20 protein-coding genes and 1 other annotated feature are annotated in these 19,438 nt (G+C 48.0%); of the genes, 9 read left to right on the top strand and 11 right to left on the bottom strand.

Going from position 1 to position 19,438, the window contains the following annotated elements; translation table 11 throughout:
• Positions 1 to 179: 179 nt before the first annotated feature.
• The 3 genes from ACTU3N_RS13665 to ACTU3N_RS13655 all read right to left on the bottom strand — a co-directional run bounded on the left by ACTU3N_RS13665 (position 180) and on the right by ACTU3N_RS13655 (position 2,709).
• A complete protein-coding gene (locus ACTU3N_RS13665) occupies positions 180 to 1,541 on the bottom strand; it encodes an APC family permease (protein ID WP_443086681.1) in 1,362 nt (453 codons plus the stop codon).
• Positions 1,531 to 1,593, bottom strand: a complete 63-nt coding sequence (gene yoeI, locus ACTU3N_RS13660) for a membrane protein YoeI (protein WP_443086687.1) — start codon at positions 1,591 to 1,593, stop codon at positions 1,531 to 1,533. The genes ACTU3N_RS13665 and yoeI overlap by 11 nt, the downstream gene beginning before the upstream one ends.
• 288 nt (positions 1,594 to 1,881) lie before the next feature.
• Positions 1,882 to 2,709 carry an SDR family oxidoreductase gene (locus ACTU3N_RS13655; protein WP_443086680.1) on the bottom strand — a complete coding sequence of 276 codons (828 nt, stop codon included), beginning with the start codon at positions 2,707 to 2,709 and terminating at the stop codon, positions 1,882 to 1,884.
• A 172-nt stretch (positions 2,710 to 2,881) separates the two neighbouring features.
• On the opposite strand from ACTU3N_RS13655, the gene hisL reads away from it, so the two are divergent.
• The 9 genes from hisL to hisIE all read left to right on the top strand — a co-directional run bounded on the left by hisL (position 2,882) and on the right by hisIE (position 10,086).
• Positions 2,882 to 2,932, top strand: coding sequence for a his operon leader peptide (hisL, locus tag ACTU3N_RS13650; protein WP_001364200.1), 51 nt, complete (start codon positions 2,882 to 2,884; stop codon positions 2,930 to 2,932).
• Positions 2,908 to 3,030 (top strand) — a sequence feature (His leader region). (Overlaps the previous gene by 25 nt.)
• Positions 3,031 to 3,065: 35 nt before the next feature.
• Positions 3,066 to 3,965, top strand: a complete 900-nt coding sequence (hisG, locus tag ACTU3N_RS13645) for an ATP phosphoribosyltransferase (RefSeq protein WP_443086679.1) — start codon at positions 3,066 to 3,068, stop codon at positions 3,963 to 3,965.
• 4 nt (positions 3,966 to 3,969) lie between these two features.
• Entirely contained in the window at positions 3,970 to 5,274 is a 1,305-nt protein-coding gene (hisD, locus tag ACTU3N_RS13640) for a histidinol dehydrogenase (protein ID WP_443086678.1), read from the top strand.
• Complete coding sequence (gene hisC / locus ACTU3N_RS13635) at positions 5,271 to 6,332, top strand: histidinol-phosphate transaminase (RefSeq protein WP_443086677.1); 1,062 nt, start codon at positions 5,271 to 5,273, stop codon at positions 6,330 to 6,332. The genes hisD and hisC overlap by 4 nt, the downstream gene beginning before the upstream one ends.
• Positions 6,329 to 7,396, top strand: coding sequence for a bifunctional histidinol-phosphatase/imidazoleglycerol-phosphate dehydratase HisB (gene hisB / locus ACTU3N_RS13630; protein WP_443086676.1), 1,068 nt, complete (start codon positions 6,329 to 6,331; stop codon positions 7,394 to 7,396). The genes hisC and hisB overlap by 4 nt, the downstream gene beginning before the upstream one ends.
• Positions 7,396 to 7,986, top strand: coding sequence for an imidazole glycerol phosphate synthase subunit HisH (gene hisH, locus ACTU3N_RS13625; protein WP_443086675.1), 591 nt, complete (start codon positions 7,396 to 7,398; stop codon positions 7,984 to 7,986). Before hisB ends, hisH begins: the two co-directional genes overlap by 1 nt.
• Positions 7,986 to 8,723: a 1-(5-phosphoribosyl)-5-[(5-phosphoribosylamino)methylideneamino]imidazole-4-carboxamide isomerase gene (gene hisA, locus ACTU3N_RS13620; RefSeq protein ID WP_443086674.1), complete on the top strand. Its 738-nt coding sequence runs from the start codon at positions 7,986 to 7,988 to the stop codon at positions 8,721 to 8,723. Before hisH ends, hisA begins: the two co-directional genes overlap by 1 nt.
• Complete coding sequence (hisF, locus tag ACTU3N_RS13615; protein ID WP_443086673.1) at positions 8,705 to 9,481, top strand: imidazole glycerol phosphate synthase subunit HisF; 777 nt, start codon at positions 8,705 to 8,707, stop codon at positions 9,479 to 9,481. Before hisA ends, hisF begins: the two co-directional genes overlap by 19 nt.
• Positions 9,475 to 10,086, top strand: a complete 612-nt coding sequence (hisIE, locus tag ACTU3N_RS13610) for a bifunctional phosphoribosyl-AMP cyclohydrolase/phosphoribosyl-ATP diphosphatase HisIE (protein WP_443086672.1) — start codon at positions 9,475 to 9,477, stop codon at positions 10,084 to 10,086. Before hisF ends, hisIE begins: the two co-directional genes overlap by 7 nt.
• Positions 10,087 to 10,122: 36 nt before the next feature.
• Here hisIE and wzzB read toward each other — a convergent pair whose 3' ends face one another.
• The 8 genes from wzzB to ACTU3N_RS13570 all read right to left on the bottom strand — a co-directional run bounded on the left by wzzB (position 10,123) and on the right by ACTU3N_RS13570 (position 19,437).
• Positions 10,123 to 11,106: an LPS O-antigen chain length determinant protein WzzB gene (gene wzzB, locus ACTU3N_RS13605; RefSeq protein ID WP_443086671.1), complete on the bottom strand. Its 984-nt coding sequence runs from the start codon at positions 11,104 to 11,106 to the stop codon at positions 10,123 to 10,125.
• A 162-nt stretch (positions 11,107 to 11,268) separates the two neighbouring features.
• Positions 11,269 to 12,435 carry a UDP-glucose 6-dehydrogenase gene (gene ugd / locus ACTU3N_RS13600; RefSeq protein WP_443086670.1) on the bottom strand — a complete coding sequence of 389 codons (1,167 nt, stop codon included), beginning with the start codon at positions 12,433 to 12,435 and terminating at the stop codon, positions 11,269 to 11,271.
• Positions 12,436 to 12,693: 258 nt separating this feature from the next.
• Entirely contained in the window at positions 12,694 to 14,100 is a 1,407-nt protein-coding gene (gene gndA / locus ACTU3N_RS13595; RefSeq protein ID WP_443086669.1) for an NADP-dependent phosphogluconate dehydrogenase, read from the bottom strand.
• Positions 14,101 to 14,260: 160 nt separating this feature from the next.
• Positions 14,261 to 15,730, bottom strand: coding sequence for a glycoside hydrolase family 1 protein (locus ACTU3N_RS13590; RefSeq protein ID WP_443086668.1), 1,470 nt, complete (start codon positions 15,728 to 15,730; stop codon positions 14,261 to 14,263).
• 73 nt (positions 15,731 to 15,803) lie between these two features.
• Positions 15,804 to 16,673 (bottom strand): glucose-1-phosphate thymidylyltransferase RfbA, encoded by an 870-nt coding sequence (gene rfbA, locus ACTU3N_RS13585; protein ID WP_443086667.1) that lies wholly within the window; start codon positions 16,671 to 16,673, stop codon positions 15,804 to 15,806.
• 94 nt (positions 16,674 to 16,767) lie between these two features.
• On the bottom strand, positions 16,768 to 17,760 hold the full coding sequence (locus tag ACTU3N_RS13580) for a hypothetical protein (protein WP_443086666.1): 993 nt from the start codon (positions 17,758 to 17,760) through the stop codon (positions 16,768 to 16,770).
• Positions 17,757 to 18,296 (bottom strand): serine O-acetyltransferase, encoded by a 540-nt coding sequence (locus ACTU3N_RS13575; RefSeq protein ID WP_443086665.1) that lies wholly within the window; start codon positions 18,294 to 18,296, stop codon positions 17,757 to 17,759. The genes ACTU3N_RS13580 and ACTU3N_RS13575 overlap by 4 nt, the downstream gene beginning before the upstream one ends.
• Positions 18,289 to 19,437: an O-antigen polymerase gene (locus tag ACTU3N_RS13570; RefSeq protein ID WP_443086664.1), complete on the bottom strand. Its 1,149-nt coding sequence runs from the start codon at positions 19,435 to 19,437 to the stop codon at positions 18,289 to 18,291. Before ACTU3N_RS13570 ends, ACTU3N_RS13575 begins: the two co-directional genes overlap by 8 nt.
• Between the last annotated feature and the right edge of the window lies 1 nt (position 19,438).

The following is a 19,438-nucleotide window of genomic DNA, read 5'->3' as shown; positions in this document are numbered from 1 at the left end:
ATTTCTTGTTGAACTTTTGCAGTTGCCAGACCGCAAGGTGTTTTAACAAATCAAAAGGGGTTTTAATAACTGGCTTAAAGCTGAAAGCTTTCCGGAACCCCCAGCCTAGCTGGGGGTTTTCTATAGATAAAAAACCGGAGGCCAGGCCTCCGGTTTTAGTGGAATGAGACTGCGCAGATTTACTGCGGGATATCTTCGTACTGCGGTACCGGGTTACGGAAGCTGCGGGTGACGCACGCCAGATACACCAGACCAATCGCCGCCCAGATGAGGCCCAGGATCATGGAACTCTCTTCCAGGTTAATCCACAGCGCACCAACGGTCAGCGCACCACACACCGGCAGAACCAGGTAGTTGAAGTGATCTTTCAGCGTTTTGTTGCGCTTTTCGCGGATCCAGAACTGGGAGATAACCGACAAGTTAACGAAGGTGAAAGCAACCAGCGCACCAAAGTTAATCAGCGCTGTCGCCGTGACCAGGTCAAAGTTAATTGCCAGCAAAGCAATCGCGCCCACCAGCAGCACGTTCCAGGCCGGGGTGCGCCATTTCGGGTGCACATAGCCAAAGAAACGGCTCGGGAACACGCCATCGCGCCCCATAACGTACATCAGACGAGAAACGCCCGCATGGGCTGCCATGCCAGAAGCCAGTACGGTCACGCTGGAGAAAATCAGCACGCCCCACTGGAAGGTTTTACCGGCAACATACAGCATGATTTCCGGCTGAGACGCATCCGGATCTTTAAAGCGTGAGATGTCCGGGAAATAGAGCTGCAGAAAGTAAGACGCAGCGATAAACACCAGGCCACCAATCAGCGCGGTCAGGAAGATTGCGCGCGGGATAACACGCTCAGCGTCTTTGGTTTCTTCTGACAACGAAGAGATACCGTCAAAGCCCAGGAAGGAGAAGCACAGGATAGTCGCCCCGGTGATCATTGGTACGACGTGCGCGCCTTCTGACCAGAACGGACGAGAGCTAACCAGAGTCCCTGCGCCTTCACCGTGAGAAACGCCGTAAATAATCAGCCCCACGATCACCGCAACAATCCCCATCTGCAAAATAACAATCAGGGTGTTGAAGTTCGCCACAGTTTTAATGCTGCGCAGGTTGGAGATGGTCATAAAGGCCACCAGCGCCACCACAAAAATCCATGACGGCACGGAAGATACCAGCGCTTCGAAGTAAATTTTCGCCAGCAGAATGTTGATCATCGGCATGAACAAATAGTCCAGCAGCGACGACCAGCCAACCATAAAGCCTACGGCCGGAGAGATGGATTTCTGTGCATAGGTGTACGCAGAGCCCGCAGATGGAAAACGGCGAACCAGTTTGCCGTAGCTCAGCGCAGTAAAGAGTATCGCGACCAGCGCAAAAGCGTACGCGGTGGCAACGTGGCCGTCAGTCAGGCCTGAAACGATACCAAATGTATCGAACAGCGTCATCGGCTGCATATAGGCAAGGCCCATCATTACAACCGGAATCAACGTAAGGGTCTTACGTAATTCCACGCGAGAGGTTTTTGGAGTAACGTTATGCGACATGGCTATCCTCCGGTACGGCGAAAGCCGTCGCAAAAGCAAAATATTGCCCCATTTGTAATCTTTCCTCAGCGACAACGACTGTCGGTTTTTGAATGTGTATCTATCCGGTACGAAGCCCGGCCTCTTTAATAGAATGACGTTTCTTGCTGGCAAAAAAATAACCGACGCGTTTAACGTCGGCTAATCTCTTCTTTTTTGCAGCGGCATATTTTGCACCAGGTTGTGGCCGCATGACAATACAATGAGAGGTATCTCACTTAATTTAACGCGTTAAGTGCTTGAATTTTATCCTCTCACTGAATCATTAGATGTATTAATAGCACGAATTGCTAAAATAAGGCTATTCGAAGGGCATTTGCAACGGATCAGGATAGAGATACTCAAAGCCCAACTCTTTACAAATAAGGCTACCATCGACCTCTTTTCTGCTCTTTACCTGGCCGCCGGATGCGGTGAAAACGGGCGGCTCCAGTCCTAGCTGGCGCGCCATTACCGGATAAAATACTTTGCGTGGCGGATGCAAAGGTGCGCAAATGTTATAAATATGCCCGCCTTTGGGCGCTTGTAACAGCAGCGCGATCGCCGCCATAACATCTTCCAGATGCACCAGATTGACGCCCTGTTCCGGGTCCGGCGCTGTTTTTCCGGCGAAGAAACGCCCCGGATGGCGCGCCGGGCCAACCAGGCCCGCCAGTCGCAGAATGTCCACTGACGTACCGGGCAGATTGTGCAGCCAGTCCTCCAGCTCTTTCAGCACCCGCCCGCTTGCCGTCACCGGATTGCGCGGCGTGTTCTCTTTTACGATACCGCTGGTATCGCCATACACGGACGTAGAGCTGGTAAAAATGATGCGTGGGATGCGATAAGCCAGCGCGCTATCAACAATCTCCTGCACGGCCTGTAAATAGAAGTCCTCGCCTCCCCCGCTACGCCGGGCCGGAAGCGTCAGCACCAGCGCATCCACATTCATCAGCGCATCAAGATCATCAGGCTCGCAAATAAGTTCAGGATCAAGCCTCAGTAAATAGCCGTCGATGCCACACATGCGTGCGGCTTCGACTCCGTCCAGGCTGGTTTTGCTGCCGGTCACTTGCCAGCCGCGCGCGGCGAGCGACATCGCCAGCGGCATACCAAGCCATCCCAAGCCGATAATGGCGACTTTCTTCATGTCTCTCTCCCTTCTCTGGCAACTGACACTTTAAGGCTACGCCAGCCAGCGGCAACTGACAATTCATAGAAGTTATATGAAGTGATTTGCTGATAAAAAAGACCTTGCCTTTGGCAGCCAAAGTGGTTTAGGTTAATTAACAACACATGAATAAGCATTCATCGAGAAATTTATGACACGCGTTCAATTTAAACACCACCATCATCACCATCATCCTGACTAGTCTTTCAGGCGATGTGTGCTGGAAGACGTTTGGATCTTCCAGTGGTGCATGAACGCAGAGAAAGCCCCCGGAAGATCTTCTTCCGGGGGCTTTTTTTTGAACCAAATTTCAGCAGGACAAAGAGGACAACAGAATGTTAGATAACTCGCGCTTACGCATAGCTATTCAGAAATCCGGTCGCCTGAGTGATGATTCACGCGAATTACTGGCTCGCTGCGGTATTAAAATCAACCTGCACACCCAGCGCCTGATTGCCCTGGCTGAAAATATGCCTATCGATATCCTGCGCGTTCGTGATGATGACATTCCAGGCCTTGTGATGGACGGCGTGGTTGATCTTGGCATTATCGGTGAAAACGTCCTCGAAGAAGAGTTGCTGACCCGCCGCGCGCAGGGCGAAGATCCGCGCTACTTTACCCTGCGTCGCCTCGATTTCGGCGGCTGTCGCCTGTCGCTGGCAACGCCGGTTGATGAACCCTGGGACGGTCTGGCCGCGCTGGACGGCAAACGCATCGCCACCTCCTACCCGCACCTGCTCAAACGCTATCTGGATCAGAAAAATGTCACCTTCAAATCCTGCCTGCTGAATGGTTCCGTTGAAGTGGCTCCGCGCGCGGGCCTGGCCGATGCAATTTGTGATTTGGTCTCGACCGGCGCCACGCTTGAAGCAAACGGCCTGCGCGAAGTAGAAGTTATTTACCGCTCGAAAGCCTGCCTTATCCAGCGCGATGGCGACATGCCGAATGCGAAACAACAGCTGATTGATAAATTGCTCACACGTATACAAGGCGTTATCCAGGCGCGTGAATCCAAATACATCATGATGCATGCTCCGACTGAACGTCTGGATGAAGTGATTGCGCTGCTACCAGGCGCGGAGCGTCCGACGATCCTGCCGCTGGCAGGCGATCAGCAACGCGTGGCAATGCACATGGTCAGCAGCGAAACCCTGTTCTGGGAAACGATGGAAAAACTGAAAGCGCTGGGGGCAAGCTCCATCCTGGTGCTGCCGATTGAGAAGATGATGGAGTAAGACCATGAGCTTCAATACTATCATTGACTGGAATAATGCGTCGGCTGAACAACAGCGCGCACTGCTAACACGCCCGGCAATTTCCGCGTCCGGGAGCATTACCCGCACGGTGGCGGCTATCCTTGACGATGTCAAAGCGCGTGGCGACAGCGCGCTGCGCGAGTACAGTGCAAAATTCGACAAAACTCAGGTGGATGCGCTGAAAGTTACCCCTGAAGAGATAAGTGCCGCCAGCGCTCGCCTGAGCGATGAGCTGAAACAGGCAATGGCGGTTGCCGTAAAGAATATCGACACTTTTCACACCGCGCAAACATTGCCAACCGTGGATGTTGAAACCTTACCAGGCGTGCGTTGCCAACAACTTACCCGCCCGGTGGCCTCCGTTGGCCTCTATATTCCCGGCGGCTCTGCGCCGTTGTTCTCAACCGTTCTGATGCTGGCGACGCCTGCGCGTATCGCCGGATGCCCGCGCGTGGTGCTCTGCTCTCCCCCGCCGATTGCCGATGAAATCCTGTATGCTGCGCAGCTGTGCGGTGTGCAGGAGATTTTCAAAGTCGGCGGTGCGCAGGCTATCGCAGCGCTCGCTTTTGGCAGCGAGTCGGTGCCGAAAGTGAACAAAATCTTCGGACCTGGAAATGCGTTTGTGACCGAAGCGAAACGCCAGGTCAGCCAGCGTCTGGATGGCGCGGCGATTGATATGCCAGCCGGGCCTTCCGAAGTGCTGGTAATTGCCGACAGCGGCGCGACGCCGGAGTTTGTTGCCTCTGATTTGCTCTCCCAGGCAGAACATGGCCCGGACTCGCAGGTTATCCTGCTGACGCCCGATGCCTCTGTGGCGGCGCGCGTCGCCGACGCGGTCGAACGCCAGCTGGCCGAGTTACCGCGCGCGGAAACTGCCCGCCAGGCGCTCTCGGCCAGTCGCCTGATTGTGGCGCGCGACCTGGCGCAGTGTGTGGAAATCTCCAATCTGTATGGCCCGGAACACTTGATTATCCAGACACGTGATGCGCGCGCGCTGGTTGCGAGCATCACCAACGCCGGATCAGTGTTTCTTGGCGACTGGTCGCCTGAATCCGCCGGTGATTACGCCTCCGGGACTAACCACGTCCTGCCAACCTATGGTTACACGGCGACCAGTTCAAGTCTCGGGCTGGCTGATTTCCAGAAGCGCATGACGGTGCAGGAACTCTCACGCGAAGGTTTTGCCGCCCTGGCGGGCACCATCGAAACGCTGGCGGCGGCCGAACGCCTGACCGCTCACAAAAACGCCGTCACCCTGCGCATGAATGCGCTCAAGGAGCAAGCATGAGCATCGAAGAACTGGCGCGGAAAAATGTGCGCGAACTGACGCCTTACCAGTCCGCGCGCCGTCTTGGCGGGAAAGGCGACGTCTGGCTGAATGCCAACGAATTTCCGACGGCGGTGCCGTTTGATTTTACTCAGCAGTCGTTAAACCGCTACCCGGAGTGCCAGCCGAAGGCGGTTATCGACAACTATGCCCGGTATGCGGGCGTCACGCCGGAGCAAGTGCTGGTCAGCCGCGGGGCCGATGAAGGTATTGAACTGCTTATTCGCGCGTTTTGCGAGCCAGGCCTGGACGCGGTGCTTTTTTGCCCGCCGACTTATGGCATGTACAGCGTCAGCGCAGAAACCTTTGGCGTGCCGTATCGCACCGTGTTGGCACGAGAAGACTGGCAGCTTGATTTGCAGGGCATCGCTGACAACCTGGAAGGGGTGAAACTGGTCTATGTATGCAGCCCGAACAACCCGACCGGGCAAATTATCAACCCGCAGGATATGCGCGTACTGCTGGAGATGACGCGCGGGAAAACGCTGGTGATAGCCGACGAAGCCTATATTGAGTTTTGCCCCCAGGCCTCGCTGGTCGGCTGGCTTGACGAGTACCCGCACCTGGTGATTTTGCGCACGCTCTCCAAAGCGTTTGCGCTGGCGGGCCTGCGCTGCGGTTTTACGCTGGCCAATAAAGAGGTAATTAATCTGCTGCTCAAAGTGATTGCCCCGTACCCGCTCTCAACGCCGGTGGCGGACATCGCCGCCCAGGCGCTCAGCCCGCAGGGTATCGTGGCCATGCGCGAACGCGTGGCGCAAATTATCAGCGAGCGGCAGTTTCTGGTCAGCGCGCTACGTGATATCCCCTGCGTTGAGCAGGTTTTCGATTCTGAAACCAACTATATTCTCGCGCGGATCACCGCCTCGAGCGCCGTCTTTAAATCTCTTTGGGATCAGGGCATTATCCTGAGAGATCAAAACAAACAACCCTCTTTAAGCGGCTGCCTGCGTATTACAATCGGTACCCGTCAGGAAAGCCAGCGCGTCATCGACGCCTTACGTGCGGAGCAAGTATGAGCCAGAAGTACCTGTTTATTGACCGTGACGGAACACTGATTAGTGAACCGCCCACCGACTTTCAGGTGGATAGATTCGACAAGCTGGCGTTTGAGCCGGACGTTATCCCGGTGCTGCTAACGCTGCAAAAAGCCGGTTACAAGCTGGTGATGATAACCAATCAGGATGGACTGGGGACCGATAGTTTCCCGCAGGCAGATTTCAACGGACCACATGAGCTGATGATGCAGGTCTTCACCTCGCAAGGTGTGGCGTTCGAGGAGGTATTAATTTGCCCGCATCTGCCTGATGACGCGTGCGATTGCCGTAAACCGAAAACCCGCATGGTCGAGCGCTGGCTGGCTGAAGGGGCTATCGATAAAGCCAACAGCTATGTTATCGGCGATCGCGCCACTGACATTGAGCTGGCGAATAATATGGCGATCGGCGGGCTGCGCTATCACCGCGAAACGCTGAACTGGGCGATGATTGGCGAGCAGCTAACCCGCAGTGACCGCTTCGCGCATGTTGAACGCAACACCCGGGAAACGCAGATTGACGTCAAAGTCTGGCTCGATCGTGAAGGCGGCAGCAAAATCAACACCGGCGTCGGCTTCTTTGATCATATGTTGGATCAAATTGCCACCCACGGCGGTTTTCGCATGGAGATTACCGTCAAAGGCGATCTCTATATTGACGATCACCACACGGTGGAAGATACCGGGCTGGCGCTGGGCGAAGCGCTAAAACTGGCGCTCGGCGACAAGCGTGGTATCAACCGCTTTGGTTTTGTCCTGCCAATGGATGAGTGTCTGGCACGTTGCGCGCTGGATATTTCCGGGCGTCCGCACCTGGAATATAAAGCCGAATTCACCTATCAGCGCGTGGGTGATTTGAGTACCGAAATGGTGGAGCATTTCTTCCGCTCGCTCTCCTACACCATGGCGGTGACGCTGCACCTGAAAACCAAAGGCAAAAACGATCACCACCGCGTGGAAAGCCTGTTTAAAGCCTTTGGTCGTACCCTGCGCCAGGCTATCCGCGTGGAAGGCGATACGCTTCCCTCCTCAAAAGGAGTGCTGTGATGAATGTCGTCATACTGGATACAGGCTGCGCCAATCTCCACTCGGTCACGTCGGCGGTCGCACGCCACGGTTATTACCCTGTGGTGAGCCGTGACCCAGAGATAGTGTTGCACGCCGATAAACTGTTTTTGCCCGGCGTCGGCACCGCGCAGGCAGCGATGGATCAGTTGCGTGAGCGCGAACTGATTGAACTGGTTAAAGCCTGTACGCAGCCGGTGCTGGGTATCTGCCTGGGCATGCAGCTACTTGGGCGTTTTAGCGAAGAGAGCAACGGCGTTGATTTGTTGGGGGTAATCGACCAGGACGTCGTGAAGATGCGTGACGCTGGCCTGCCACTGCCGCACATGGGCTGGAACCGGGTCTATGCAAAAGCGGGCCATCGCCTGTTTCAGGGCATTGATGACGGCGCGTACTTTTACTTTGTGCATAGCTATGCGATGCCCGTGAGTGCCGACACTATCGCGCGCTGTGATTATGGCGACGCCTTTAGCGCTGCGGTGCAGCACGACAACTTTTATGGCGTGCAGTTTCACCCGGAACGTTCGGGGCGCGCTGGCGCGCAGTTACTGAAAAACTTCCTGGAGATGTGATGATTATTCCCGCGTTAGATTTGATTGATGGCACCGTGGTGCGCCTGCACCAGGGTGACTATGCAACGCAGCGTGACTACGGTAACGATCCGCTGCCACGCTTACAGGAATATGCCGCCCAGGGCGCTAATGTTTTACATCTTGTTGATCTAACCGGTGCTAAAGACCCGGCTCGTCGGCAAATAACCTTGCTACAAAAATTGATAGCCGGGGTGAATGTCCCGGTGCAGGTCGGCGGGGGGGTGCGCAGCGAAGAGGATGTCGCGGCGCTGCTACAAGCGGGTGCAGCACGGGTTGTCGTCGGTTCAACAGCGGTAAAATCACCGGAGATGGTGAAAGCGTGGTTTCGTCGCTTCGGTGCTGAAAAACTCGTGCTGGCGCTGGATGTTCGTATTGACGACCAGGGCAATAAGCAGGTGGCGGTTAGCGGCTGGCAGGAAAACTCCGGGGTCACGCTGGAAGCACTGGTGGAGACCTATCAGCAGGTTGGGTTACAGCACGTGCTTTGTACGGATATTTCGCGCGACGGTACGCTGAAAGGCTCGAATGTCAGCCTTTATCAGGAGATTTGCGCACGTTTCCCAGGCGTCGCGTTTCAGTCATCCGGCGGCATCGGCTCCCTTGATGATATCGCCGCCCTGCGCGGCACGGGCGTGCGCGGCGTGATTGTCGGTCGTGCGCTGCTGGAAGGTAAGTTCACGGTGAAGGAGGCGATTCAATGCTGGCAAAACGGATAATACCTTGTCTCGATGTGCGTGATGGCCAGGTGGTAAAAGGCGTGCAGTTTCGCAATCACGAAATTATTGGCGATATTGTCCCGCTGGCAAAACGCTATGCGCAAGAAGGCGCCGACGAGCTTGTTTTTTATGATATTACGGCTTCCAGCGATGGTCGTGTGGTGGATAAAAGCTGGGTCACGCGCGTTGCTGAAGTGATTGATATTCCCTTCTGTGTGGCGGGCGGGATTAAGTCTGTTGAGGACGCGGCCAAAATTCTCTCTTTTGGCGCAGATAAGATTTCTATTAATTCCCCGGCGCTGGCGGACCCGGAGCTGATTACCCGGCTGGCCGATCGCTTCGGGGTGCAGTGTATCGTGGTGGGTATTGATACCTGGTTTGACGAAACCACTGGTAACTATCACGTCAATCAATATACCGGCGACGAGAGCCGTACCCGTATCACCCAATGGAAAACGCTGGAGTGGGTGCAGGAGGTGCAAAAGCGCGGTGCCGGGGAGATCGTACTGAATATGATGAATCAGGACGGCGTGCGTAACGGTTACGATCTTACGCAGTTGAAAAAGGTGCGCGACGTCTGCCATGTGCCGCTGATTGCCTCCGGCGGGGCCGGGACCATGGAACATTTTCTGCAAGCTTTCCGGGATGCCAATGTCGACGGCGCGCTGGCCGCTTCGGTGTTTCACAAACAAATTATTAATATTGGTGAATTAAAAAATTACCTGGCCTGCCTGGGCGTGGAGATAAGGGTATGTTAACAGAGCAACAGTTTTCCCAACTGGACTGGGAAAAAACGGACGGGCTGCTGCCCGCCGTGGTGCAGCACGCCGTTTCCGGCGAAGTATTGATGCTTGGGTATATGAATAAAGAGGCGCTGGCAAAAACGTGCGAAAGCGGCAAGGTAACTTTTTATTCACGCACAAAAGCGCGCTTGTGGACGAAAGGCGAAACGTCCGGCCACTTTCTGAATGTTGTGAACATCGCGGTGGACTGTGATAACGATACGCTGCTGCTGCTGGTTGATCCTGTTGGTCCAACCTGCCACAAAGGCACCTCAAGCTGCTTTGGCGAGAACAGCCATCAGTGGCTTTTCTTGTACCAACTAGAAGAACTGCTGGCTGCACGCAAAACTGCCGACCCGGCAAGCTCTTACACGGCTAAACTGTATGCCAGCGGTACCAAGCGTATTGCGCAAAAAGTGGGCGAGGAAGGTGTGGAAACCGCGCTCGCCGCCACAGTGCATGACCGCGAAGAGTTAACTAACGAAGCCTCTGACCTGCTTTATCACCTGCTGGTGCTGTTGCAGGACCAGCAGCTGGATCTCACGGCAGTGATTGAGAATTTACGTAAGCGACATAAATAAAGATAAAACCGGGCGCTGGGGCCCGGTTTAAACATTTTATGCTTTGGATCTGTAATTTCTCACAGCATTTCGCGCCAGCACAACTCCTGCGCCAATCATGCCGCCAAGCAGTACGGCAAGCACCATGATTAATGCTCTCTTCGGACTGTCTTTGCGAAGCGGCAGGTCAGGCTTCATCACATAGCGATAAGCATGCACATTGGAAGCATTAGGAACGAGCGTTCTGATATCCAGCAAGTGCTGCCTGGTCTTGTAATAATCATCTGAGAAAACCAGCGGTCGGGAAGCTTCATTCTTGATCATGGCATCAAGTGCTGCACTACCAAGCAAGAAAAGCGTGTCCTGGGTGACATTCTGCGTTTGCTGTACCTGCGGAGTCTGAATATTGGCGTCTCGTGCAACAGTGAGGCCAAGAGCTATCTGCTTCAGGCGCAGCGCTTTTTGTTCTTCAGCCACTTTTTCCTGCGTTGCCAGCGACTGGGCGAGATCCTCGCTATAAGACTTAATATTCGCTCTCAGGTCATGATCAAGCTCTTTCGCCACCTGTTCATCAACTCGCTGAATGTACTGAGCGAGTTTTTGCCGGGCTTCTTTTGCCGTTTGCGCCTGATAGATAACCTTAAGCGGCAACGGCTGACCCGTGACGGAGGGATCAAGCGTCAGTTTTTCTGGCTCTTCCTGATTTTGCAGCGTAGCGGCAAGGGCAGAGAAAGCAGAACTAAAACGTCCAATTGCTTGCTGCTGGATATCGTTAATTTTGAAATCAGAATTGCCACTGAGCACACGCATGGCGTTGGTATAATCTGCAATCTGCCCGGCATCCGGCATGGTGATCACTGCTGTGGAGGTCCATTTTTCTTTAGCAACGCTAAGATATGCTCCAGCTATGATTACGCCGAGAATGATAAAAATGGCGATCGTCCATTTCCCGCGCCATAGCTGAATTAAAAGATCTATCAAATCAATCTGCTCAGGTTCACTACCTGACCGCGCGATAACATTATTGTTTTCGTATGACATGGTAACCTTGTGAAAAAGCAAAATAAAATTACAGCCAGCAACTTAAGCTGTTACGGCTATTTTTACTATAGGACAAGATGATTTTAGACATTTATTATGAAAAGAAGAACTAATTATTACTTTATTGAATAATTAAAGCGACCCTGACGAGCCGCTTTAAGGTCAATCATTACCAAACAGGTCGCGGGTATAGACTTTTTCTTCCACATCAGCCAGTTCTTTGGCCATACGATTAGAGATAATAACGTCAGATTCCTGTTTGAACGCATCAAGATCGCGTATTACGCGAGAGTGGAAAAACTCATCTTCCTGCATCACAGGCTCATAAACAATTACCGTCACGCCTTTCGCTTTGATGCGTTTCATGATCCCCTGAATCGAAGAAGCACGGAAGTTATCGGAGCCGCTCTTCATAATTAAACGGTAAATTCCGACAACTTTCGGCTTGCGTGCAAGAATTGAATCAGCAATGAAATCCTTACGCGTGCGGTTAGCATCCACGATCGCAGAGATGATATTGTTCGGCACTGATTGATAATTGGCCAGCAGCTGTTTCGTGTCTTTTGGCAGGCAGTAACCGCCATAACCAAAGGAAGGGTTGTTGTAGTGGTTGCCAATACGCGGGTCGAGGCAAACCCCTTCGATAATCTGACGCGTATTCAGGCCGAGACTTTCTGCGTAGCTATCCAGTTCGTTGAAGTAAGCCACGCGCATTGCCAGGTAGGTATTGGCAAAAAGTTTAATAGCTTCAGCTTCCGTTGAATCGGTAAACAGAACCTGAATATCTTTTTTGATAGCGCCCTGCTGCAACAGACCGGCAAAAATCTCGGCACGCTCTGAACGCTCACCGATAACGATTCGCGACGGATGCAGGTTATCGTATAGCGCCTTCCCTTCACGCAGGAATTCCGGCGAGAAAATAATGTTATCAATACCCATTTTTTCTTTGATGGACTGAGTAAAACCAACGGGAACGGTCGATTTAATGATCATCACCGCCTGCGGGTTAATCTCATGGACATCACGGATGACCGCTTCGACAGAACTGGTATTGAAGTAGTTAGTTTTAGGGTCGTAATCTGTTGGCGTGGCAATGATAACGTAACTGGCATCGCGATAGGCGTCGTTTTTGTCTGTCGTCGCGCGGAAATTAAGCGGTTTATTCTGCAGATAATCCTGGATTTCTTTATCAACGATGGGAGAAATTTTCTGATTCAGCATATCCACTTTGGATTGCACGATATCCAGCGCCACGACCTCATGATTCTGTGCAATCAGAATTCCGTTAGAGAGGCCAACGTACCCTGTTCCGGAGATGGTAATTTTCATTTGATAAGCAACTTATGTCAGTGTGATAACCGGAGATGGCGCATTAATGCCACCGCTGTATTCAATAACTGTTTGGTTTTTTACCGCTAATGTTGAGTAACGTCAAGGTGGGGAAAAATAGATACGACGAGATTAAATTTTGTTTACAGATGATTTAAAATTAAAAATCAGAATATTATTTTTAAATAGCATTACTAATCGAAAAAAAAGCCCGATTGCAGTAATCGGGCTTTATGCATCATTCAGGTGAATATCGGATTAATCCAGCCACTCGGTGTGGAAAACTCCGTCTTTATCAGTGCGTTTATACGTATGAGCACCGAAGTAATCACGCTGTGCCTGGATCAGGTTCGCAGGCAACACCGCAGAACGGTAGCTGTCGTAATAAGCAATTGCCGCAGAGAAAGTCGGCACCGGAATACCGTTTTGCACTGCGTAAGCAACTACATCACGCAGAGCTTGTTGGTAATCATCCGCGATTTTCTTGAAGTACGGCGCAAGCAGCAGGTTGGCGATTGCCGGTGTTTCAGCATACGCATCAGTAATTTTTTGCAGGAACTGCGCGCGGATAATGCACCCTGCGCGGAAGATCTTCGCAATCTCACCGTAGTTCAGATCCCAGTTGTGCTCATCTGAGGCAGCGCGCAGCTGAGAGAAGCCCTGGGCGTAAGATACGATTTTGCCAAGGTAGAGAGCACGGCGCACTTTCTCGATAAATTCAGCTTTGTCAGCCGCCGGTTTACCCTGCGGGCCGGACAGCACTTTGGATGCTGCAACGCGCTGATCTTTCAGGGAAGAGATGTAACGAGCAAACACCGACTCTGTGATCAGCGACAGCGGTTCGCCGAGATCCAGCGCGCTCTGACTGGTCCATTTACCAGTGCCTTTGTTGGCCGCTTCATCAAGAATCACATCAACCAGGTATTTACCGTCTTCATCTTTTTTAGTGAAGATATCTTTGGTGATATCGATCAGATAACTACTCAGTTCGCCCTGATTCCACTCACTGAAAGTTTTCGCCAGCTCTTCGTTAGAAAGGTTCAGACCGCCTTTCAAAAGCGCATAGGCTTCCGCAATCAGCTGCATGTCACCATATTCGATGCCGTTATGCACCATCTTCACGTAGTGGCCTGCACCGTCCGGACCAATATAGGTCACACAAGGCTCACCGTCTTCTGCTACAGCAGCAATTTTAGTCAGAATTGGTGCAACGAGTTCGTAGGCTTCTTTCTGGCCGCCAGGCATGATGGATGGGCCTTTCAGCGCGCCCTCTTCGCCACCGGAAACGCCGGTACCGATAAAGTTAAATCCATCAGCCGAGAGTTCGCGGTTACGGCGGATCGTGTCCTGGAAGAATGTATTACCACCATCAATAATGATGTCGCCTTTATCGAGGTAAGGTTTCAGTGAGTCGATGGCTGCATCGGTACCAGCACCCGCTTTAACCATCAGCAGGATGCGACGCGGGGTTTCCAGCGATTGAACAAATTCTTCAACGGTGTAGTAAGGAACCAGCTTTTTGCCCGGATTTTCGGCAATCACTTCTTCAGTTTTTTCGCGCGAGCGGTTGAAAACGGAAACGGTATAGCCACGGCTCTCGATGTTGAGCGCCAGGTTGCGCCCCATCACGGCCATACCAACAACGCCGATTTGTTGCTTGGACATTACATACTCCTGTCAGGTTTGGTCACTGTTCGTAGAAAACGATCAGCCATTGATTTAATTATATTAACTTAGTTTGCAAAGATAAAGGTAGTAGATAGAAGCGGTATTGTGGATAAAAAGCGATATATGCAGAGGATACCCACCGCTATCAAAGGCAGAATCATTTATTAGCTTTGCAGCTATTAATTTGAGAATAATTTTTTATCAACGTCTGGTATCTATAATATGACAATTTTGGCATGCGCGTTAAATTCCTATCATTAAAATCAACGCTAATTAAACCAAACTTATTATCATATCCCCATAACCACTCGAAGTTATCTAATAAACTCCAATAAAGATACCCAACAATGTTAATATTGTTCTGCCGCGCTTGCATTACAGCGTGGATATGTTTTTCCAGATACTCTGCGCGCAAGGAATCTTCAATTACTGCACCATTTCTGACTTCATCCTTGTTTCCAAACCCCGCGCCATTCTCAGTGAGAATATATGACTGTTTTCCGTATCTCTGGTCAAATTTTTTAAGCATATCAACCATGTCATTGGGAGAAACAGGCCCATTATAAGCGGGTTTAATGTCAGGATTGGGACGATTACCAACACCAAAAGGTTGATCATTATCATCTTTAACCAAAGTTGGACCATAATAATTGACTCCAATAAAATCAGGTTTGCTTGCTTTTATTAACAGCATATCCTTATTATTCACCACAAAGCTAGGCTCGGCGTTTTGATACATCTTCTGAATTGATTGTGGATACTTTCCTTTGAAAAGAGCATCTAGAATCCAATGGTTATGTAAATCATTACAAATATCTGCCGCTTTTGAATTCTTGTTTTTTGGGTCGATACATGGTGAAAGATTTAGAGCGAGGCCTATTTTCCCGGCATGGTTGCTACGACGAAATGACTTAACGGCCAAGGCATTAGCCAAAAGAACATTATGCAAAGAAATGGCTTGCCTACTACGAGATTTCACAGAAAGGACTGATTCATAAGGATGTACTTTATTTTTTACTAAATTATCAGCTAATGGTTCCAATGTGAATACATAGCCCTCAGGCTCATTAAAAGTTATGAACACTGGAACAGTGTCACCAAATTTTTTAAAAATAATTTGAGCGTATTTATCAAACCAGAAAGGAGAATCCGGGTTTGCCCAACCGCCCCGATTATATAATGCTAATGGCATATCCCAGTGATAAAGAGTAACTATAGGTTTTATACCATTTTCTTTAAGATCAGCAATAAGTTTAGCATAGTATGCAATGCCCTGAGGATTAAGCACCTCACCATCAGGCATAACTCTGGACCATGATATAGAAAAGCGATAAGAATTAACCCCAAGCTCTTTCATCAACTTGATATCTTTCAAATAAACTTCTCTCGAGATCTGGTTAGTCGCTATATCACCATTTTCAGATTTCCCAATAGTATATTTAGTGACATTGTTATGAGTAAAGTAATCCCAATTCGATGGACCTTTCCCTTCAGCATTCCAGCCACCTTCAACTTGATAAGATGAAGATGCAGTACCCCAAAGAAAATCACACTTTTTATCTTTACCATAAGTCTGATTAGTTGCAAATAATGCTATTACACAAAAAGACAAGTAAACATTAGTCATAGAAGAAGCTCATGAAATAGTTTTTATCATGCTCAAAAAGCAGAAAAGAACTAAAAATTAAAAGAATGAATAATTAAAAGTCCTTAACAAGATTAAGTAGATATTGGCCATAATTTGTTTTGGACATTGCCTCTCCTTCAGTAAGAACTTCTGCGGCAGTTAGCCATCCCTTACGGTAAGCAATCTCTTCCAGGCAAGCAATTTTAAAGCCTTGTCTTTTTTCAATAGTATGAATAAATTGAGCAGCTTCAATCAAACTGTCATGGGTTCCTGTATCCAACCAAGCAAAGCCACGTCCCAGTAATTCTACCTGTAATTTACCTTGTTCAAGATACATCTGATTTAACGTAGTGATCTCTAATTCACCACGACTAGAAGGTTTAACCTGCTTAGCCATTTCAACAACTTTTTCGTCATAGAAATATAAACCAGTAACAGCCCAAGGTGATTTTGGTTTTAACGGTTTTTCTTCAATACTGAGAGCGCGGAACTGATCATCGAACTCAACTACACCAAAGCGCTCAGGGTCCATGACCTGATAACCAAATACAGTAGCCCCCTCTTCCATCGCGGCGACAGATTCTAATTTTCGACCGAAGCTTTGTCCGAAAAATATATTATCACCCAAAACTAGAGCGCATTTATCGCCATCAATAAAATTTTCACCAATAATGAAAGCCTGAGCCAGCCCATCTGGAGAGAGTTGAACAGCGTAAGTTAAGTTGATACCAAAACGCTGCCCATCGCCCAGAAGTCGTTGAAAAGCACTAAGATCCTCCGGCGTAGTAATTACCAAGATGTCACTAATACCTGCCAACATTAATACTGATAATGGATAGTATACCATTGGCTTGTCATAAATAGGTAACAACTGTTTTGATACACCCCGAGTAATGGGGTGAAGACGTGTACCCGAACCACCAGCAAGAATAATACCTTTCATTTTTTACCCTTTAAATATCATTTAGTTGTAGCTTCAAATGAACTCACCTATCCTTTAGAGAAAGTGCAGCTATTATTTATTAAATATAGATAATTCATGAGCAAATAGCTCTGACCCAGGCGTCTATACTGTATTTTTCGATAACCGTATTATCAACCTTCTTAAATGGAACGTTAAAAAAATCTTCATCGATAAATTTAGTGGTTCGGTCCAAAAAAAAGAAATTCTCAGGGCAATAAAAGGCGTAACATGACACACTATTATTAGTTGTTATCATTTTTCTTTCCAGAGGTAAGCATTCGATTGTGCGCATCGTCAGACCGGTTTGCCCCGGATGCTGAATATCCAGAATTGCATCTGCGCTCCTGAAAAAATCAGCAACCTCATTTTTGCTTCTGGACTTAAGAGTAAAAGAATAAAGCTTGTATTTTTTTATATTAGATATATTTTTAAAAATAAATCCGGCAAGTATAATCAAGGAGGGGAAGTATAATATAAAATCAAGACGATATTTGTCTTTATATCTACTATAAATTTCCCCCAGTAGCTGATATCTATCACTATGCACTGAGCCAAGAAAAGCTATTTTAGGTTTACCTTTTCTGCCTGCTAGCTGCGATTCAGCAGCTGAATTGCTAAACTCAGGTGAGAAAAAAAGCGGTAGATGCGTCATCGAAGAAAAGTTCTTTGCATCCTGATCATCAAAAGTATAAACCTTATCAAATAAATATAGATATTGCTGTATATGCGCATAATTACGAATAGAATCCCAAGCGTAATAGACAAATTTTGCTCTTGTATATTTTTTTTTAAGTTTTAATAAAAGCCTCTGAGTTAGTGACTCACCTTTAAGGACAAAAACGTAATCATAATCATCCAATGTCTGCGATAAAATGATATCGATATGCTTATTTATTGTCCATCGAACAAATCTGCTTTTTTTCCAAAGACGGAGAATCATTTTAAAGAAAACATTATTGAACGGCTTTTCATCAAAGTAATCCACGGTTGCGCCAATCCTTTTTAAAGCATCCGTAATCTCATTTTCATAATTAAAAAAACGGGGGCAAATAAATAGCACTTTCATTTAGAAACTCTTTTGATAACCGCAGGTACTCCTGCGAGTAAGACATTATCTTCACATGATTTCGTCACAACAGCATTTGCCGCAATAATAACATTATTGCCGATATGAATTCCTCCCAATACTTTGGCACCAGACGCAACTAATACATCATTCCCTAACACAGGTCGATTTGCCGGATTGAATGGGATATCAATATTTTTGGCACCCAATGTCACATTCTGGTATATCGTAGCGTTACAACCAATTTTTGCCGCACCTATAACTATCCCTTGTGAATGAGGGATGAAAAGACCACCACCTATTTCACAATTTGGCGCAATTTCAATGCCAAAAATAATGAAATTCATTAACGAAAATAATTTGGAGAAAAAAGGTATTTTTTTTCTATAACAAAAACTACTCATGCGATAAAGTATTACAGGTGTAAGTCGCATACAAAAAAAACTCACCACAAGGTCAATAATTAATGCCCGGGAGTCGATTTTCCTTGTTAGAGTATTATATCTTTTAATATCGGATTTAATAAACTCAAACATTTACTTCGCTCTTTGTTTTGATCTTTATTCTTATAAGAAAAAGGGTAAGGATAAAGAGTAGAAAATAGGTTTGTATAAAAAAAATATTATAAAACCCACTAAAGATAACACACTGGATGGCTATCGTATAAGGATAGATGCTATATCGATATGATTTCAGAATATTATTATAAGCAATATTGAATAAGCATAGCATGGTGAATACAATACAAATTGAGCCAGCTATGCCTAAGTCCGGAACGAGTTTTTCAAACATTGTTGACACATTAGCATTGGCATCAACAAGTATCATAGAATCATGGAAACCCAAATCTGAATATATCAAATTCCTTATAACACTCGGAAACAAGTCTTGGAAACTAGTGAAATCATATGCTGGGATAATGTGTGGGAGGTTATATGTTAGGTTCGCCAACCCTGCGGTAATATATACATAAAACCAAGTAAAACCTGACGGGAGAAGAGTAAGAATTGCACCATCTGAAGATAACATATAGTTGTAAGGATTTTCAGCACCACGAATATCACCAACAACACCAAATAATAATACTACCGTGATTACGAGCGAAAAAACCGCGATTAAAACCCTGATAGTTATTCTTTTATATATGAAGTAAAGAAAAAAAACTTCTACTAAACCCGACATTAATATCCCTCTACGGAATACTAACATTTCCCAGATACACATTAGGAGTAAAACCATGAGTAATATTTTTTTTCGGCTTAACAGGAAATGATAAAAAATGGAAGGAAAGACAAACAAAAAAATCATGTTAACGATGCCATGATAGGTCGGTATTCCAAATTCTGTATAATTATATCCATCTTTTAATTGTAATAACATTGGGATACCACCTGCTACTATAGCATCGGGAATAATAGCCAAGCACCATATAAAAAACCATCGCTTAGTAACTTTATAAGACGGCATAACTTCTTTAAGTCGTACCGAATTTATAGTCCTAAAGCGTAAAAAAGGTAACGCAAAAATAAAGCCAAGAACTATATTTATTAATAAGAAGAGTACTACATCGCTACTCATCGGAGTGATATTGGTAGTAAGTCCAAGAGAATAAAGAATAATAGTAAATAACCAAATTACTGCATAGATAAATCCAGGCGATAGTAAAAAAATACTCATA

It is taken from the genome of Vagococcus sp. WN89Y, assembly GCF_052220145.1.
Taxonomy (GTDB): domain Bacteria; phylum Pseudomonadota; class Gammaproteobacteria; order Enterobacterales; family Enterobacteriaceae; genus Kosakonia.
This window is presented reverse-complemented; position numbering and strand designations above follow the sequence as displayed.

Bases quoted from the DNA above. Each gene is read 5' to 3' on its own strand.
- ACTU3N_RS13665 (WP_443086681.1), bottom strand. From the start codon at position 1,541: ATGTCGCATAACGTTACTCCAAAAACCTCTCGCGTGGAATTACGTAAG.
- ACTU3N_RS13655 (WP_443086680.1), bottom strand. From the start codon at position 2,709: ATGAAGAAAGTCGCCATTATCGGCTTGGGATGGCTTGGTATGCCGCTG.
- hisG (WP_443086679.1), top strand. From the start codon at position 3,066: ATGTTAGATAACTCGCGCTTACGCATAGCTATTCAGAAATCCGGTCGC.
- hisD (WP_443086678.1), top strand. From the start codon at position 3,970: ATGAGCTTCAATACTATCATTGACTGGAATAATGCGTCGGCTGAACAA.
- hisC (WP_443086677.1), top strand. From the start codon at position 5,271: ATGAGCATCGAAGAACTGGCGCGGAAAAATGTGCGCGAACTGACGCCT.
- hisB (WP_443086676.1), top strand. From the start codon at position 6,329: ATGAGCCAGAAGTACCTGTTTATTGACCGTGACGGAACACTGATTAGT.
- hisH (WP_443086675.1), top strand. From the start codon at position 7,396: ATGAATGTCGTCATACTGGATACAGGCTGCGCCAATCTCCACTCGGTC.
- hisA (WP_443086674.1), top strand. From the start codon at position 7,986: ATGATTATTCCCGCGTTAGATTTGATTGATGGCACCGTGGTGCGCCTG.
- hisF (WP_443086673.1), top strand. From the start codon at position 8,705: ATGCTGGCAAAACGGATAATACCTTGTCTCGATGTGCGTGATGGCCAG.
- hisIE (WP_443086672.1), top strand. From the start codon at position 9,475: ATGTTAACAGAGCAACAGTTTTCCCAACTGGACTGGGAAAAAACGGAC.
- wzzB (WP_443086671.1), bottom strand. From the start codon at position 11,106: ATGTCATACGAAAACAATAATGTTATCGCGCGGTCAGGTAGTGAACCT.
- ugd (WP_443086670.1), bottom strand. From the start codon at position 12,435: ATGAAAATTACCATCTCCGGAACAGGGTACGTTGGCCTCTCTAACGGA.
- gndA (WP_443086669.1), bottom strand. From the start codon at position 14,100: ATGTCCAAGCAACAAATCGGCGTTGTTGGTATGGCCGTGATGGGGCGC.
- ACTU3N_RS13590 (WP_443086668.1), bottom strand. From the start codon at position 15,730: ATGACTAATGTTTACTTGTCTTTTTGTGTAATAGCATTATTTGCAACT.
- rfbA (WP_443086667.1), bottom strand. From the start codon at position 16,673: ATGAAAGGTATTATTCTTGCTGGTGGTTCGGGTACACGTCTTCACCCC.
- ACTU3N_RS13580 (WP_443086666.1), bottom strand. From the start codon at position 17,760: ATGAAAGTGCTATTTATTTGCCCCCGTTTTTTTAATTATGAAAATGAG.
- ACTU3N_RS13575 (WP_443086665.1), bottom strand. From the start codon at position 18,296: ATGTTTGAGTTTATTAAATCCGATATTAAAAGATATAATACTCTAACA.
- ACTU3N_RS13570 (WP_443086664.1), bottom strand. From the start codon at position 19,437: ATGAGTATTTTTTTACTATCGCCTGGATTTATCTATGCAGTAATTTGG.